This is a genomic window from Streptomyces sp. CB09001, from assembly GCF_003369795.1.
Classification (GTDB): Bacteria; Actinomycetota; Actinomycetes; order Streptomycetales; family Streptomycetaceae; genus Streptomyces.
The window spans coordinates 213,614-227,198 of record NZ_CP026730.1; the positions used below are offsets into that span (position 1 = coordinate 213,614).

The following is a 13,585-nucleotide window of genomic DNA, read 5'->3' on the forward strand; positions in this document are numbered from 1 at the left end:
TCGGCCGCTGACGGCCTCGGGGACGCCGGTCAGCAGGCCCCGGGCACGTCCTCGGTTACGCCGTTCAGCGGCGAGGTCGGGTCACTGCCGTAGGGGCGGGTGAAGGCCTCCATGCCGTGCCCGGACGGGTCGGTGAAGTACACGCCCCGGCCGCCGTCGTTGCGGTTGATCCGGCGCGGGTGCCGGCCGTGCGGGTCGGCCTGGATGGGCGTCCCGCCCTCGACGAGCCGGGCGAGGACGCCGTCGAACTCGTCCTCGGAGACGAGGAACGCGTAATGCTGCACGGGGATGTCGAGGTCGACGGTGGCGAAATCGAGGGTGACGCCGTTGGCGGTCGTCACGGGCAGGAACATTCCGGCCGGTTCGCCGACCTCGAGACCGAGGATTCCGGCGAGGAAGTGGGCGGACTTCTCCCGGTCGTGGGACAGAACGATGGTGTGGTTGAACTCGACTGACACGGGTCAATGCCTCCACGGGCATCTCCACGGCGCCTCCATGCCTCACCCGGACGGTGACCGACACGCGATGCCGCACGATGATCATACGCCCCGGGTCCGCCCCCGGGTCCACCCCGATCCGTCCCTGCCCCACCCCCGATCCGTCCCTGATCCGCCCCTGATCCGCCCCTGATCCGTCCCTGATCCGTCCCTGATCCGCCCCCGAGATGTGTCAGAAATCTTTGACAGGTAGCTCCGCCCCCCGTCAGCCTTTCCTGACAGGTACGACGAGAAAGGGGTGCGATGCCCGAGGCCCCATCTCCGGCACCGACCGGTGACGAGTTGCTCAAGGTGCTCTCCGCGCTCGGCAATCCGCACCGCATGCGGATCGTCGCGGCGCTCCTGGAGAGCCGGAACTACGTCAGCGCACTGGCCCGCCTGATCGGCATGGGCCGTCCGCTGCTGCACATGCACCTGCAGCGGCTGGAGGCCGCGGGCCTGGTCGCCGGCACGCTCGAGGTCGCGGAGGACGGCAAGACGGTGAAGTACTACGACGTCACCCCGTTCTGCTACGAGCTCACCCCGCGGGTCGTCGCGCAGGCGGCCGCGACGATCACCGACACCACCGAGACCGACCGGACCGCCGGCCGGAGTGCGAAAGAGGAAGCGAAGTGAACGAGGACGTGGTGACTCTCGCCGCAGGGGCCGAGGAGCTGGGGGTCCTGGTCGGCGCCGTGGGCGCGGCCGGGTTCTTCGGCCTGATGATCGTGATCGTCTGGCAGGTCGCCGCCACCTGGCGGGCCCGGATGCTGGCGGCGCGCGAGGAGCAGTACAAGGAGCTGGCCACGCGGTACGCGCGACTCCTGGAGGACACGGTGGAATTGCAGCGCCGCACGGTGGAGGAGCAGCGGCAGACCCTCGACGAGCTGACCCAGACCCGGCTCGCGGTCGGCTCGATGGAGAAGATGATGCGCGAGATCGAATAGGCACCGCCACCGGACACCGCCGCACACGTACGGCCGGGAGCGGCAACTCCCGGCCGTACCGCGGCGGAACACACCCGACATCGCCAGATGTCACACCGGAGACACACATCCGTTCCGTACACCGCGGCAGGTCGGCACACCTGAGCGCCGCGGTGCGGTTCCCGTGCGCCCTCGTGCCGGTCGACGACCGGCGGGCGCGTTCCCCATGAAGGAGATTACTCATGCGTGCGCTGTTGCGGCGTGTGGCCCGTGCGCCCGGTGGGCGGCGCGGCAAGTGGTACGTCCTGGCGGCCTGGCTGATCGTGGCCGTCGCGCTCGGTCCGCTGGCGGGCCGGCTGGGCGACGTCGAGGACACGAGCGCCAACGCCTTCCTGCCGCGCGGCGCGGAGTCCGCGCGGGTCAACACGGAGCTGGAGAGGTTCCGCACGGACACGCTGATGCCCGCCGTCGTCGTGCACACCGGTGCGGGGGCGAAGGAACAGGCGACCGCCGACCGGCCCGTGCTGGCCCGGTACGCCGCCGCGGGCGAGGAGGTGTCGCCGCCGGTCCCGTCCGAGGACGGGAAGGCACTGATGACGGTGGTTCCGCTGGACAGCGAGGACGACATCACCGGGACGATCGACGAACTGCGGGCGTCCGTGGGCGCGAACGCGCCGCCCGGCGTGGACGTCGCCGTCGGCGGACCGGCCGGTTCGCTCACCGACCAGGTCGCCGTCTTCGACAGCCTGGACGCCACCCTGATGCTCGCCACCGGGCTGGTCGTGGCCCTCCTGCTGCGATCACGTACCGCAGTCCCGTCCTGTGGCTGCTGCCGCTGCTCTCCGTCGGCTTCGCGGCCGTCCTCACCCAGGTCGGCACCTATCTCCTGGCCCGGTACGCCGGACTGCCGGTGGACCCGCAGAGTTCGGGCGTGCTCATGGTGCTCGTCTTCGGCGTCGGCACCGACTACGCGCTGCTCCTCATCGCCCGTTACCGCGAGGAGTTGCACCGCCTCGCCGACCGGCACGAGGCGATGCGGGTCGCGATGGTCCGCTCGGGCCCGGCGGTCCTCGCCTCGGCCGGCACCATCGCGGCGGGCCTGGCCTGTCTGGGCTTCGCCGACATCAACTCCTCGCGCTCGCTGGGCCTGGTGGGCGCCGTGGGCGTGGTCTGCGCCTTCCTCGCGATGGTCACCGTGCTCCCGGCCCTCCTCGTCGTCACCGGCCGCTGGGTGTTCTGGCCCTTCGTGCCGAGGGCCGGTACGCCCGCCCGGGCGTCGCGCACGGTGTGGTCCCGCGTCGGGTCCGCGGTCGCCCGGCGTCCCCGCCGGTCATGGCTGATGTCGGTGGCCGTCACCGGCGGCCTCGCGCTCAGCACGGCCGGTCTCTCCATGGGGCTGACCCAGGAGGAGATGTTCCAGGACAAGCCGGAGTCGGTCGTCGCCCAGGAACGGATCTCGGCCCACTACCCGTCGGGTGCCTCCGATCCGGTGAAGATCGTCACCGCCACGGCGCACGCCGACGCGGTACGACGGGCCGCGGCGGACGTCGGGGGCGTGGCCCGGGTGGAGGCCGGGGGCGACCGCACGCCCGACGGCGGCCGCACCCAGCTGTCGGTCGTCCTGGCGGACATCCCGGACAGCGAGCGTGCCAAGGACACGGTCGGCGGCCTCCGGGACGCCGTGCACCGGGTGGCCGGCGCGGAGGCGCTCGTGGGCGGCACCACCGCGCAGTACCTGGACACCCAGCGGGCCGCGGGGCGCGACCTGACCACGGTCGTTCCGATCGTGCTCCTGGTGGTCCTGGCCGTGCTGGTCGGGCTGCTGCGCGCCCTGGTCGCCCCGCTGCTGCTCCTGGCGACCGTGGTGCTGTCGTACCTGGCGGCGCTGGGCGCGTCGAACCTGCTCTTCGAGCACGTACTGGGCTTCGCGGGTGTCGACTGGTCGATTCCGCTGATGGGCTTCGTGTTCCTGGTCGCCCTGGGCATCGACTACAACATCTTCCTCATGCACCGGGTGCGCGAGGAGACCGCCCGGCTCGGGCACTCCCGCGGTGTGCTGGAGGGCCTGACCAGTACCGGGGGTGTGATCACCTCCGCCGGCGTCGTGCTGGCCGCGACCTTCGCCGTCTTCGCCGGGCTGCCGCTGGTGACCATGGCGCAGCTGGGCGTCCTGGTCGGGATCGGCGTCCTGCTGGACACCTTCCTGGTGCGTACGGTGCTGGTGCCCGCCCTCGCGCTCGACATGGGCCGCCGGTTCTGGTGGCCGGGCGCGTTGTTCCGGCGCCCGGCGCGACAGGAGGCGCCGTCCGTCAGCCGGACTGGGAGCTGTCCTTCAGCGCCCCCCAGCCGTGCCAGCGCTCCACCTCGATCCAGGCGCTGACCCGGGGACGCTCCCGGTCCGGATACGGGTTGCCCGTGTAGTGCCGGGAGAGACGGTCGATGCCGGAGAGGTCCTCGTCGTCGCGCATCTCCGCGACGCGGCCGATGAGGGTGACGTGGGTGTACCACTCGTCGCCCGAGAGGACGGTGAGGGTGACGCGCGGGTCGCGGCGCAGGTGTCCCAGGCGCACGCGGCCCGCGTCGAGGTTGATCAGCACCCGGCCGTCGTCGTCCCACGCGTACCAGGTGGGCGTCGAGACGGGGGCGCCGTCCTGGCGGAGGGTGGCCATGACGCAGGGGTTGGGGCGGCGCAGCAGTTCGACGGCCTCGGGCGGCAGCGGCGGCTTCGACATGCGGTCTCTCCTCACGGTGTGGTGTGGTGCGGCACCGGGTCCGGTCACCGGTGCCGGGCTGTCTCGTGCACCCGGTACCCCGGGTGGGCTCAGTCGGTCGCCTTCTCCTCGAAACTGGCGAAGTAGGCCGCCGCCATGTCCTCGTCGCCGTGTCCCTGGGCGGCGGCCCGGGCGAAGCGATCCGCACCGGCCGCGGCGAGGTCCAGCCGGACGCCGTTCGCCTCGCCGGCCTCGACGATCAGGCGGGCGTCCTTCTCGGCGGTGGCGACGGCGAACTGGGCCGGCGTCAGCGCGCCGTCGCGGATCAGCCCGGCCTTGGCCCGCAGGTAGCCCATGTCGAGCGGACCACCGGCGATGGCGTCGAAGAAGCCGTCCGGGTCCACGCCCAGTGCCTTGGCGAGCGCCAGGACCTCGCCGACCGCGTTCGTGGCGGCGAGGACCCAGCTGTTGGCCACCAGCTTCAGCCGGGTGGCGCTGCCGGCCGCGCCGTCCTCGCCGGTCCACACGGTGCGCGAACCGACCGCGTCGAACACGGGGGCCACGGAGTCCCGCGCCTTGCTCGGACCCGCCGCCAGCACCAGCAACTGACCGGCCTCGGCCGGCTGCCGGGTGCCGAGCACGGGCGCGTCGAAGAAGACGAGACCCCGCTCGTGGGCGTAGGCGGCCAGGTCGGCGACCGCGTCGACGCCCGCGGTGGTGGACTGTACCCACACGGTGCCGGGACGCAGGCCGGGCTCGGCCCGCCGCATGACGTCGAGGGCGGCCGGGCCGTCGTACAGCATCGTGAGGACGACGTCGGCGCCCCGTACGGCCTCCTCCGGGCTGTCCGCGACGTGCGCGCCGTCGGCGGCCAGCGGCTCGGCCTTGTCCCGGCTGCGGTTCCAGACGCGGACGGCGTGTCCGGCGCGGGCGAGGTTGCGGGCCATCGGGGCACCCATGATGCCGGTGCCCAGGACGCTCACGGTGAGCTGGTCGGTCATGACGTCGCCTTCTGACTCGTACTGTCTCGTGTCGCGGGTGGCCGGGCCACGGCGAGCCGGGCCCGGGGCCAGCCTGCCACCGGACGCGGGTCCCCGCGCGTCCGCGTTGCCCCGTCGCGTACGGTACGGCCGTGAGCGCCTTCACCGACGACATCGACAGCAACGGCGAGACCGTCCCGGGCCGTTACGGTCCCTCCGCCACCACCGAGGCAGACCCGCGGGAGGTGGGCCGGGTGCGGACCGAGTACTCCCCCGCGCACGACGGCGATCCCGATCCCGGCGAGATCGTCTGGACGTGGGTGCCCTATGAGGAGGCGGACGGCCGGGGCAAGGACCGGCCCGTCCTCGTGGTCGCCCGGGAGGCGGCCGGGACCGTGCTGGCGGTGCAGCTGTCCAGCAAGCGGCACGACGGGGACCGGGAGTGGGTGCCGATCGGCAGCGGGCCGTGGGACCGCTCCGGGCGGGACTCCTGGGTCGACGTCGACCGGGTGCTGCGCCTGCACGACGCGGGCATGCGCCGCGAGGCGTGCGCCCTGGACCGGATGCGTTTCGACCTCGTACGGCAGCGGCTGCGGGAGCGCTACGGCTGGAGCTGACGGGAGCGCTACGACTGGAGCTGACCGGGACATCCGGCGCCCTCCGGGAAGGCGCGCTCGAAGGCCACCCGGACGGTGGCGCCAGGGGTGCGGTCCAGGATGCCGAACGCCACCCGCTCGAAGGCACCGGCGAACCGCCCGTCGGGCCCGAGCAGGGTCCGGAACGCGCCCGCCACCCGGGCGGGGTCGTTGCGGAACACCCCGCAGCCCCAGGCGCCCAGGACCAGCCGCCGGTACCCGTGGGCCGCGGCCGTCTCCAGCACCCGCTCGGCGCGCCGGGCGAGCGCGGCGGGCAGGTCGGCGGCACGCTCCGGGGCCGTGCGGAGCACCACGCCCGCGTTGGGCGCGGCGGAGGTGAGGAATCCGGCCCTGAACGGCTCGTCCAGCAGGCGGCCCCGGTCGTCGCGGAAGACGGGTACGCCGGGCGAGTGGACGACGCGGTCCGTGTAGAACGGGTCGCGGTGGGCGCGGTGGTGGTCGTAGAACTCGCGCGCCCGCAGCAGGCAGGTGTACAGGGCGGAGGCCCGGCACAGGGCCTCCTCCTGGGCCTGGGCGCCGTTGAGGTAGCCGCCGCCCGGGTTGCGTGCGGAGGCGAAGTTGAGCACGGCGACCTCGCCGCCGAGCCGCCGGGCGGCCTCCAGGCTGCTCTCGCCGGTCACCTCGAGGACCGTGCGCACCCGGGCCGGAACGGACACCTCGACGGGCCCCGGCCCGTACATCCGCGTACCGTCCCGGGCCGCCCCGACCGCCGCCGCGAGGGACACCTCACGCCCGTCGGACGTGCGGTAGGACCCGGCCGCGACGATCTGCTCCGTCTGCTGTGCGATGCCCCGCAGGCGCGCGCTCACGGCGCCACCCCCGTGGGCGCCGTGACCGCGCGCGGCGCGGTCTCCCCCGTCGTGCTCATGCGGGAATCCTGGGTGATGCTGAGGGTGCGGTGCAACGGAGTTTCCCGACCGGCGAACGACGCGGAAAGCCCCCGGAAACGGGCGGCTCGCGGAGATTACCGAGCGGGAACGTCCCGAAATGCATCCTTGTGCGGAGCGGCACGAGGGTCTTGGGTGGGACGAGTGTGCCGGCCCGGCCCACTGCAGAGGGCCCGGCGGCATGGTGGAATCTCAGGAGGATCCCGACATGTCCGATTCGGTTGGTGGCTGTATCCGGCCACGTACCGCGGTCAGTGAGGCCGAGGTCGAGGCGCTGGTCCGCGGCATCTGCTTCAAGACCGGTCCGCCCAGGCGCCTCGGCGTCGAGGTGGAATGGCTCGTCCACGAGCTGCGCGCGCCGCAGCTCCCCGTGTCACCCGAACGGCTCCACGCGGTGTACACCGCGCTGCGGGCCGTGCCCCTGAGGTCGGCGCTGACCGTCGAACCCGGCGGCCAGCTGGAGCTGAGTTCGCTCCCCGCCGCCTCGCTGATGGAGTGCGTCCGCTCCGTCTCCGCCGACCTCGACGCCGTCCGCGCCCTGCTGCGCGAGGACGGCCTCGCCCTGGTCGGCCTCGGCCACGATCCCTGGCAGGCGCCGCGCCGTTACCTGCGGCAGCCGCGCTACGACGCCATGGAGGCCTGTCTCGACCGCACCGGCCCCGGTGGCCGCTTCATGATGTGCGCCTCCGCCTCGGTGCAGGTGTGCGTGGACGCCGGGCACGAGGAGCCGGGGCCGCTCGGTCACGTACGCCGGTGGTGGCTGGCCCATCACCTGGGCGCGGTCCTGCTGGCCGCGTTCGCCAACTCCCCGCTGTCCGGCGGGCGCCCCACCGGCTGGCGGTCCACCCGGCAGCTGCGGTGGACGCAGATCGGCCCCGGACGCGCGGGCGGTCCCCCGCTGGACAGCGACCCGCGCGGCACCTGGGCGCGGCACGTGCTGGACGCCCCGGTGATGTGCGTGCGCCGCGACGGCGGCCCCTGGGACGTGCCGGAGGGCCTGACGCTGCGGGAGTGGACCCGCGAGCTGGTGCCCCGGCCGCCGACCCGGGAGGACCTCGACTACCACCTCACCACGCTCTTCCCGCCGGTGCGTCCGCGCGGCCACCTGGAGCTGCGGATGATCGACGCGCAGCCCGGGGACGACGGCTGGATCGTGCCGCTGGCGGTGACCGCCGCGCTGTTCGACGACCCCGAGGCGAGCGAGACCGCCTACCGGGCCGTCAAACCCCTGGCGGAGCGCACACGCGGCCTGCCCGCGCCGCACAACCCGCTGTACGAGGACGCGGCCCGTGCCGCCCTCACCGATCCCGAGCTGCGCGAGGCGGCCGTCACCTGCTTCACCGCCGCACTCGCCGCGCTGCCCCGGCTCGGCGCGAGCACCGAGGTGACGGACGCCGTCGCCGGGCACCTGGAGCGCTACGTCCTGAGGGGCCGCTGCCCCGCCGACGATCTGCTGGACATGCCGGGCGGCGCGGACCGTGGCCCGCACGGGAGGGAGACCCGCTCATGACCGACCCCACTGACGCGACCACGACCACAACGCCCGAGGCCCTGCGTGAGCGGGCCCTGACCACGCTGGTCACCGCCCGCGAGCGCACCACCCTGCTCACCAGCTGCGTGGAGGGCCCCGACCTGACCGCCCAGGTGTCGCCGCTGATGTCCCCGCTGGTGTGGGACCTGGCGCACATCGGGAACCAGGAGGAGCAGTGGCTCCTGCGCGCGGTCGCCGGGCAGGAGGCGATACGTCCGGAGATCGACAGCTTGTACGACGCCTTCGAGCATCCGCGCTCCGAGCGGCCGAGCCTGCCGCTGCTGTCGCCCGCCGAGGCCCGCAGGTACGCGGCGGACGTGCGCGGGCGGGCCCTGGACGTGCTGGAGGCCACCGCGTTCGACGGGACGCGGCTGACGGAGGCGGGCTTCGCCTTCGGGATGATCGCCCAGCACGAGCAGCAGCACGACGAGACCATGCTGATCACGCACCAGCTGCGCAAGGGCCCGCAGGCCCTGACCGCGCCCGACCCGGACCCTGTACCGCTGTTCACGGGACCGGCCGAAGTCCTGGTGCCGGGCGGCCCGTTCGCCATGGGCACCTCCACCGAGCCGTGGGCCCTGGACAACGAACGCCCCGCGCACCGGCGCGAGGTGGCGCCGTACTTCATCGACACCGTCCCGGTGACCAACGGCGCCTACCGGGCGTTCATCGACGACGGCGGCTACGACGACCCGCGCTGGTGGACCCCCGAGGGCTGGGACCACATCCGCCGGCACACCATCACCGCCCCGCTGTTCTGGCGCCGGGACGGCGGGCAGTGGCTGCGGCGCCGCTTCGGGGTGACCGAGGCGGTTCCGGCGGACGAGCCGGTGCTCCACGTGTGCTGGTACGAGGCCGACGCGTACGCCCGCTGGGCGGGGCGCCGGCTGCCCACCGAGGCCGAGTGGGAGAAGGCCGCGCGGTACGACCCGGCCGGCGACCGCGCCATGCGCTATCCCTGGGGCGACGCCGACCCGGGCCCGGAGCACGCCAACCTCGGGCAGCGGCACCTGCGCCCGGCCCCCGCGGGCAGCTACCCGGCCGGTGAGTCGCCCCTCGGCGTACGGCAGTTGATCGGCGACGTCTGGGAGTGGACGTCGAGCGACTTCGCGCCGTACCCGGGCTTCAGGGCGTTCCCGTACAAGGAGTACTCGGAGGTGTTCTTCGGCCCCGAGTACAAGGTGCTGCGCGGCGGTTCCTTCGCCGTGGACGCGGTGGCCTGCCGGGGCACGTTCCGCAACTGGGACTATCCGATCCGGCGGCAGATCTTCTCCGGGTTCCGCACGGCCCGGTCGGCGTCGGCACAGGCCGCCTGATGTGCCGCCACCTGGCCTATGTGGGCCCCGGGGAGCCGCTCGGCGACCTCCTCGTCACGCAGCCGCACGGTCTGTACCGCCAGTCGTGGGCGCCGCGGCACCAGCGGTACGGCACGGTCAACGCCGACGGGTTCGGCGTCGGCTGGTACGCCGAGGGCGACCCGGTGCCCGCCCGGTACCGGCGGGCGGGCCCGATCTGGGCGGACCAGTCCTTCGCCGACCTCGCGCGGGTGGTACGGACCGGCGCGCTGCTCGCGGCCGTACGGGACGCGACGCTGGCCGGCGCCGACGCGGAGGCGGCCGCGGCCCCGTTCGCCGCGGGGTCCTGGCTGTTCAGCCACAACGGGGCCGTGGCGGGCTGGCCCGCTTCGCTGGCTCCGGTGGCCGCTACGCTGGCGCCCGCTGAACTGCTGTCGCTGGAGGCGCGCAACGACTCGGCGCTCGTGTGGGCGCTGGTCCTGGCCCGGCTGCGGGCCGGGGACGACGAGGGCCGGGCGCTGGCCGAGACGGTGCTGGAGGTCGCCGCGGCGGCCCCGGCCTCCCGGCTCAACCTGCTCCTCACCAACGGCTCCACCGTCACCGCCACCACCTGGGGCGACACCCTGTGGTACCTGTCCCGGCCGGGTGGCGGCACGGTCGTCGCCTCCGAGCCGTACGACGACGACCCCCACTGGCAGGAGGTCCCCGACCGCACCCTGCTCACGGCGAGCCGCACCGACGTGCGACTCGCCCCGCTCAAGGACCCGGGCGGGACCGCCGCCCCCGGCCTCGGCCCGACCGACGCTTTCGTCTCTGCGAAGGAGCCCCGCACGTGAGCCAGTTCCGTCTGACCCGGACGCTGCCCGAGGACGCCACGGACGCCGCCCTGCGCGCCGACGTCCTGGCGGGCCTGACGAGCACGCCCAAGTGGCTGCCGCCGAAGTGGTTCTACGACGCGCGGGGCAGCGAGCTGTTCGAGGCGATCACCGCACTGCCCGAGTACTACCCGACCCGGGCCGAGCGGGAGATCCTCGTCGACCGGGCCGGGGAGATCGCGGCGGCGACCGGCGCCCGCACGCTGGTGGAGCTGGGCTCCGGCTCCTCGGAGAAGACGCGCGTGCTGCTCGACGCGCTCACCGAGCGGAACGGACTGCGCGGCTACGTGCCGGTCGACGTGAGCGAGAGCGCCCTCACCCAGGCCGGGCGGGCGCTCGTGACCGAGCGCCCCGGACTCCAGGTGCACGCGCTGATCGCCGACTTCACGGCCGGTCTGACGCTGCCCGACACGCCGGGCCCCCGGCTGGTGGCGTTCCTCGGCGGCACCATCGGCAACCTGCTGCCGGAGGAACGCGCCGCGTTCCTGGCCACCGTGCACTCCCTGCTCTCCCCGGGCGACAGCCTGTTGCTGGGCACCGACCTGGTCAAGGACGAGGGGGTGCTGGTCCGCGCGTACGACGACGCGGCCGGGGTGACGGCCGAGTTCAACAAGAACGTGCTGTCCGTGGTGAACCGCGAGCTGGAGGCCGACTTCGCGCCCGCGGCCTTCGATCATGTGGCGCTCTGGAACGCCGAACGGGAGTGGATCGAGATGCGGCTGCGCTCCCGCACCGCGCAGTCCGTGAAGATCCAGGCACTCGACCTGGCCGTGGACTTCGCGGACGGGGAGGAGTTGCGCACCGAGGTGTCCGCGAAGTTCCGGCGGGAGGGTGTGCGGACCGAGCTGGCGGCGGCCGGGCTCGACCTGGCCCACTGGTGGACGGACGGCGAGGGCCGTTTCGCCCTGTCGCTGAGCGTGGCGCGCTGAGTCCGGGGCGTCGGCACGCGCCCCGGCACCGGCCGGTCAGCGCGTGTTGACGTCCAGCAGTTCGGTGACGCGGTCGGAGGCCTTCCGGGCCTCCGACTTCGCCTTCGCCCCCTTGAGCACGTTCGTCATGTACTCCTTGATCGGGTTGTCCGCCTCGACCGCGCCCCACCGGGGCGTACCGGGGGTCGCCCGGCCCTGTGCGGCGCCGGCCGCCATGGCCTCGATCCCCTCCTCGCCGGAGACGTCCTCGGCGAGCGACTTCTTGTTGGGGACGTAGTTCATGGTGCGGGCCAGGTCGGTGTTCCACTTGGTGCTCACGAGCGCCTCGACCACGGCACGGGCGCCGTCCTCCTGGTCGGTGTTCTTCGGGACGACGAGGTCGGAGCCGCCGGTGAAGACGGCGCCGGGCTTGTCGGCGCTCTTGCCGGGCACCGGGAAGAAGCCGATCCTGCCCTTGAGTTCGGGGTTCTCGCGCAGGATGGACTGGGCCTGGCCCGGCACCGCGATGATCTGCGCGACCTGTCCGTTGGCGAAGACCCCGGCCTGCGGCGGGTGTTCCTCGTCGGCGTCGACCGGGCCCTCGCCCAGGGCCTGCAGTTCGCGGTAGAAGTCCATGCCGCGCAGGGCTGCCGCGGAGTCCAGGGCGCCCGTCCAGACGCCGCCCTCGCCGTCCTGGGTGGCGAGTTCGCCGCCCTCGTCCCAGATGAATCCGGAGAGCGTGTACCAGTCCTGCCCGGCCAGGTAGATGCCCTGGTCGCCGTTCTGGTCGAGCTTCTCCGTGGCGGTGAGCCACTCCTCGCGGGTGCGGGGCGGCTCGTTGATGCCGGCCTGCTCGAAGAGGTCCTTGCGGTAGATGACGACGCGGTTGGCGGCGTACCAGGGGATGCCGAACTGCTGGGACATCCACTGCCCGGGTTCGGCGAGGCCCGGCAGCCAGTCGCGGATGCCCCAGTCGCGCATCGACTCCAGGGTCAGGTCCTGCAGCCGGCCGCCCTCCGCGTACTGCGGGACCTGGGTGTTGCCGACCTCGACGACGTCGGGTCCGTCCGTGCCGTCGGCCTTCAGCGCGGCCTGCACCTTGTCGCCGATCCCGGTCCACTCCTGGATGCGGACGTCCAGGTCGAGGTCGGGGTGGTCGGCCTCGAAGCCCTCGGTGAACCGCTTCAGGAAGTCCTGCGAAGCGCTGTCCTTCATCAGCCACACGGTGACGGTGTGCCGTTCGCTCCCGCCGTCCTGCGAGATCAGGCCGCAGCCGCTGAGCACGGTGGCGGACACACTGACAAGGGCGAGCAGGCGACGTCTCACGAGGGGTCCTTCTGACTGACGAACAGAGGGCGCGGACAGGTGTGTCCTGCACACGCGAAGGGAGACCCGACGTGGGGGACGAGCCCGAAGCTCGAACGGGTGTCTGGGATTTTGGTATGGACCATTACAAAGGTCAAGGGGAGGTACCGGAGGGTTTCCACCCCGAACGCCGATGCCTCGCGCTCCGTCCCGTCTTGGGGCACGGTGGAGTGACACAGGGCACACCGCTGCCCCGTGGAAGGGAGCACCGCATGTCGAACCACACCTACCGGGTCACCGAGGTCGTCGGTACCTCGCCCGACGGCGTCGACCAGGCCGTCCGCAACGCCGTCACGCGCGCCTCGCAGACCCTGCGCAAGCTGGACTGGTTCGAGGTGACGCAGGTGCGCGGCCAGATCGAGGACGGGCAGGTCGCGCACTGGCAGGTCGGGCTCAAGCTCGGCTTCCGCCTGGAGGAGTCCGACTGACGCCCCCGAGGCCCACTCCGGCGATCACGTGCCTCAGGTGCGGCCCTCGCGCTCCTGCGCCACGCGCAGCTCGGCCGACCGGGCCGCCCAGCGTGCCCGGAGCACGGGGAATCCGGCCCGTTCGGCGTCGTCGCAGACCAACTCGTCGTCGTCCACCAGGACCCGGACCTCGCGGGTCCGCGCGAGCCGCCGCAGGATCTCCAGCTTGGTGCGCCGGGCGGGCCTGCGGTCGGCGTTGCCGCGCATGTGCACGGCACCGTCCGGCAGACCGTGCGCGGCCAGCCAGTCGAGCGTGTCGCGCCGGCACCGCTCGGGCCGTCCGGTGAGGTAGACGATCTCGCACTCCTTCGCGCTCTCCCGCACCAGCGCGATGCCCTCCGCGAGGGGCGGATCGTGCGGCGCGGCGGCGAAGAAGGCGTCCCAGTCGCGCGGCCTGCGCTCCAGGAACCGCTGCCGGTGCGCGGTGTCGGCGAGGGTGTTGTCCAGGTCGAACACGGCCACCGGTGGCCTGCTGCTGTCGCTCACCCGCCCACCCTAGAGCGCGCCG

Annotated in this window: 14 protein-coding genes and 1 pseudogene; 9 read left to right on the forward strand and 6 right to left on the reverse strand. The window is 73.3% G+C overall.

Going from position 1 to position 13,585, the window contains the following annotated elements; translation table 11 throughout:
- Window positions 1–29: 29 nt before the first annotated feature.
- Window positions 30–458 carry a VOC family protein gene (locus C4J65_RS01055; RefSeq protein ID WP_115740630.1) on the reverse strand — a complete coding sequence of 143 codons (429 nt, stop codon included), beginning with the start codon at window positions 456–458 and terminating at the stop codon, window positions 30–32.
- A gap of 282 nt (window positions 459–740) precedes the next feature.
- Between C4J65_RS01055 and C4J65_RS01060 the strand changes: the two genes are divergently transcribed.
- The 3 genes and pseudogenes from C4J65_RS01060 (at window position 741) to C4J65_RS01070 (ending at window position 3,782) form a co-directional block, all read left to right on the forward strand.
- A complete protein-coding gene (locus C4J65_RS01060; RefSeq protein ID WP_115740631.1) occupies window positions 741–1,112 on the forward strand; it encodes a winged helix-turn-helix domain-containing protein in 372 nt (123 codons plus the stop codon).
- The gene (locus C4J65_RS01065) at window positions 1,109–1,423 is read left to right on the forward strand and encodes a hypothetical protein (protein WP_162832962.1); all 315 of its coding nucleotides are present in this window, start codon (window positions 1,109–1,111) and stop codon (window positions 1,421–1,423) included. The genes C4J65_RS01060 and C4J65_RS01065 overlap by 4 nt, the downstream gene beginning before the upstream one ends.
- Window positions 1,424–1,644: 221 nt before the next feature.
- Window positions 1,645–3,782: pseudogene (locus C4J65_RS01070) on the forward strand (MMPL family transporter).
- On the opposite strand, the gene C4J65_RS01075 reads toward C4J65_RS01070, so the two are convergent.
- On the reverse strand, window positions 3,712–4,134 hold the full coding sequence (locus C4J65_RS01075) for a PPOX class F420-dependent oxidoreductase (protein ID WP_115740633.1): 423 nt from the start codon (window positions 4,132–4,134) through the stop codon (window positions 3,712–3,714). The pseudogene C4J65_RS01070 and the gene C4J65_RS01075 overlap by 71 nt on opposite strands.
- Before the next feature lie 89 nt (window positions 4,135–4,223).
- Complete coding sequence (locus tag C4J65_RS01080; RefSeq protein ID WP_115740634.1) at window positions 4,224–5,114, reverse strand: NAD(P)-dependent oxidoreductase; 891 nt, start codon at window positions 5,112–5,114, stop codon at window positions 4,224–4,226.
- 131 nt (window positions 5,115–5,245) lie between these two features.
- Between C4J65_RS01080 and C4J65_RS01085 the strand changes: the two genes are divergently transcribed.
- Window positions 5,246–5,710, forward strand: coding sequence for a type II toxin-antitoxin system PemK/MazF family toxin (locus C4J65_RS01085; protein WP_007389286.1), 465 nt, complete (start codon window positions 5,246–5,248; stop codon window positions 5,708–5,710).
- Between the two features lie 8 nt (window positions 5,711–5,718).
- On the opposite strand, the gene C4J65_RS01090 is transcribed toward C4J65_RS01085, so the two are convergent.
- Window positions 5,719–6,558, reverse strand: coding sequence for a TIGR02452 family protein (locus C4J65_RS01090; protein ID WP_162832963.1), 840 nt, complete (start codon window positions 6,556–6,558; stop codon window positions 5,719–5,721).
- Between the two features lie 286 nt (window positions 6,559–6,844).
- Here C4J65_RS01090 and egtA point away from each other — a divergent pair, with 286 nt between their 5' ends.
- Genes egtA through egtD form a run of 4 tightly spaced genes read left to right on the forward strand, consistent with a single transcriptional unit; the run spans window position 6,845 to window position 11,266 of the window.
- Window positions 6,845–8,146 carry an ergothioneine biosynthesis glutamate--cysteine ligase EgtA gene (gene egtA, locus C4J65_RS01095; RefSeq protein ID WP_115740635.1) on the forward strand — a complete coding sequence of 434 codons (1,302 nt, stop codon included), beginning with the start codon at window positions 6,845–6,847 and terminating at the stop codon, window positions 8,144–8,146.
- Window positions 8,143–9,483: an ergothioneine biosynthesis protein EgtB gene (gene egtB / locus C4J65_RS01100; RefSeq protein ID WP_115740636.1), complete on the forward strand. Its 1,341-nt coding sequence runs from the start codon at window positions 8,143–8,145 to the stop codon at window positions 9,481–9,483. Before egtA ends, egtB begins: the two co-directional genes overlap by 4 nt.
- Window positions 9,483–10,298, forward strand: coding sequence for an ergothioneine biosynthesis protein EgtC (gene egtC / locus C4J65_RS01105; RefSeq protein ID WP_115740637.1), 816 nt, complete (start codon window positions 9,483–9,485; stop codon window positions 10,296–10,298). Before egtB ends, egtC begins: the two co-directional genes overlap by 1 nt.
- Window positions 10,295–11,266 carry an L-histidine N(alpha)-methyltransferase gene (egtD, locus tag C4J65_RS01110; protein ID WP_115740638.1) on the forward strand — a complete coding sequence of 324 codons (972 nt, stop codon included), beginning with the start codon at window positions 10,295–10,297 and terminating at the stop codon, window positions 11,264–11,266. Before egtC ends, egtD begins: the two co-directional genes overlap by 4 nt.
- 36 nt (window positions 11,267–11,302) lie before the next feature.
- Here the strand turns inward: egtD and C4J65_RS01115 are convergent, their stop codons facing one another.
- Window positions 11,303–12,571 (reverse strand): extracellular solute-binding protein, encoded by a 1,269-nt coding sequence (locus C4J65_RS01115; protein WP_115740639.1) that lies wholly within the window; start codon window positions 12,569–12,571, stop codon window positions 11,303–11,305.
- A 251-nt stretch (window positions 12,572–12,822) separates the two neighbouring features.
- On the opposite strand from C4J65_RS01115, the gene C4J65_RS01120 reads away from it, so the two are divergent.
- Window positions 12,823–13,038 carry a dodecin gene (locus C4J65_RS01120; RefSeq protein WP_016325534.1) on the forward strand — a complete coding sequence of 72 codons (216 nt, stop codon included), beginning with the start codon at window positions 12,823–12,825 and terminating at the stop codon, window positions 13,036–13,038.
- Window positions 13,039–13,071: 33 nt separating this feature from the next.
- Here the strand turns inward: C4J65_RS01120 and C4J65_RS01125 are convergent, their stop codons facing one another.
- Complete coding sequence (locus tag C4J65_RS01125; protein ID WP_003977943.1) at window positions 13,072–13,563, reverse strand: hypothetical protein; 492 nt, start codon at window positions 13,561–13,563, stop codon at window positions 13,072–13,074.
- Window positions 13,564–13,585: the final 22 nt, after the last annotated feature.

What these genes read in the sequence shown, in the direction of transcription:
- egtC (WP_115740637.1), top strand. Translation starts at nt 9,483, where the DNA reads ATGTGCCGCCACCTGGCCTATGTGGGCCCCGGGGAGCCGCTCGGCGAC.
- C4J65_RS01120 (WP_016325534.1), top strand. Translation starts at nt 12,823, where the DNA reads ATGTCGAACCACACCTACCGGGTCACCGAGGTCGTCGGTACCTCGCCC.
- C4J65_RS01075 (WP_115740633.1), bottom strand. Translation starts at nt 4,134, where the DNA reads ATGTCGAAGCCGCCGCTGCCGCCCGAGGCCGTCGAACTGCTGCGCCGC.
- egtB (WP_115740636.1), top strand. Translation starts at nt 8,143, where the DNA reads ATGACCGACCCCACTGACGCGACCACGACCACAACGCCCGAGGCCCTG.
- C4J65_RS01060 (WP_115740631.1), top strand. Translation starts at nt 741, where the DNA reads ATGCCCGAGGCCCCATCTCCGGCACCGACCGGTGACGAGTTGCTCAAG.
- egtA (WP_115740635.1), top strand. Translation starts at nt 6,845, where the DNA reads ATGTCCGATTCGGTTGGTGGCTGTATCCGGCCACGTACCGCGGTCAGT.
- C4J65_RS01080 (WP_115740634.1), bottom strand. Translation starts at nt 5,114, where the DNA reads ATGACCGACCAGCTCACCGTGAGCGTCCTGGGCACCGGCATCATGGGT.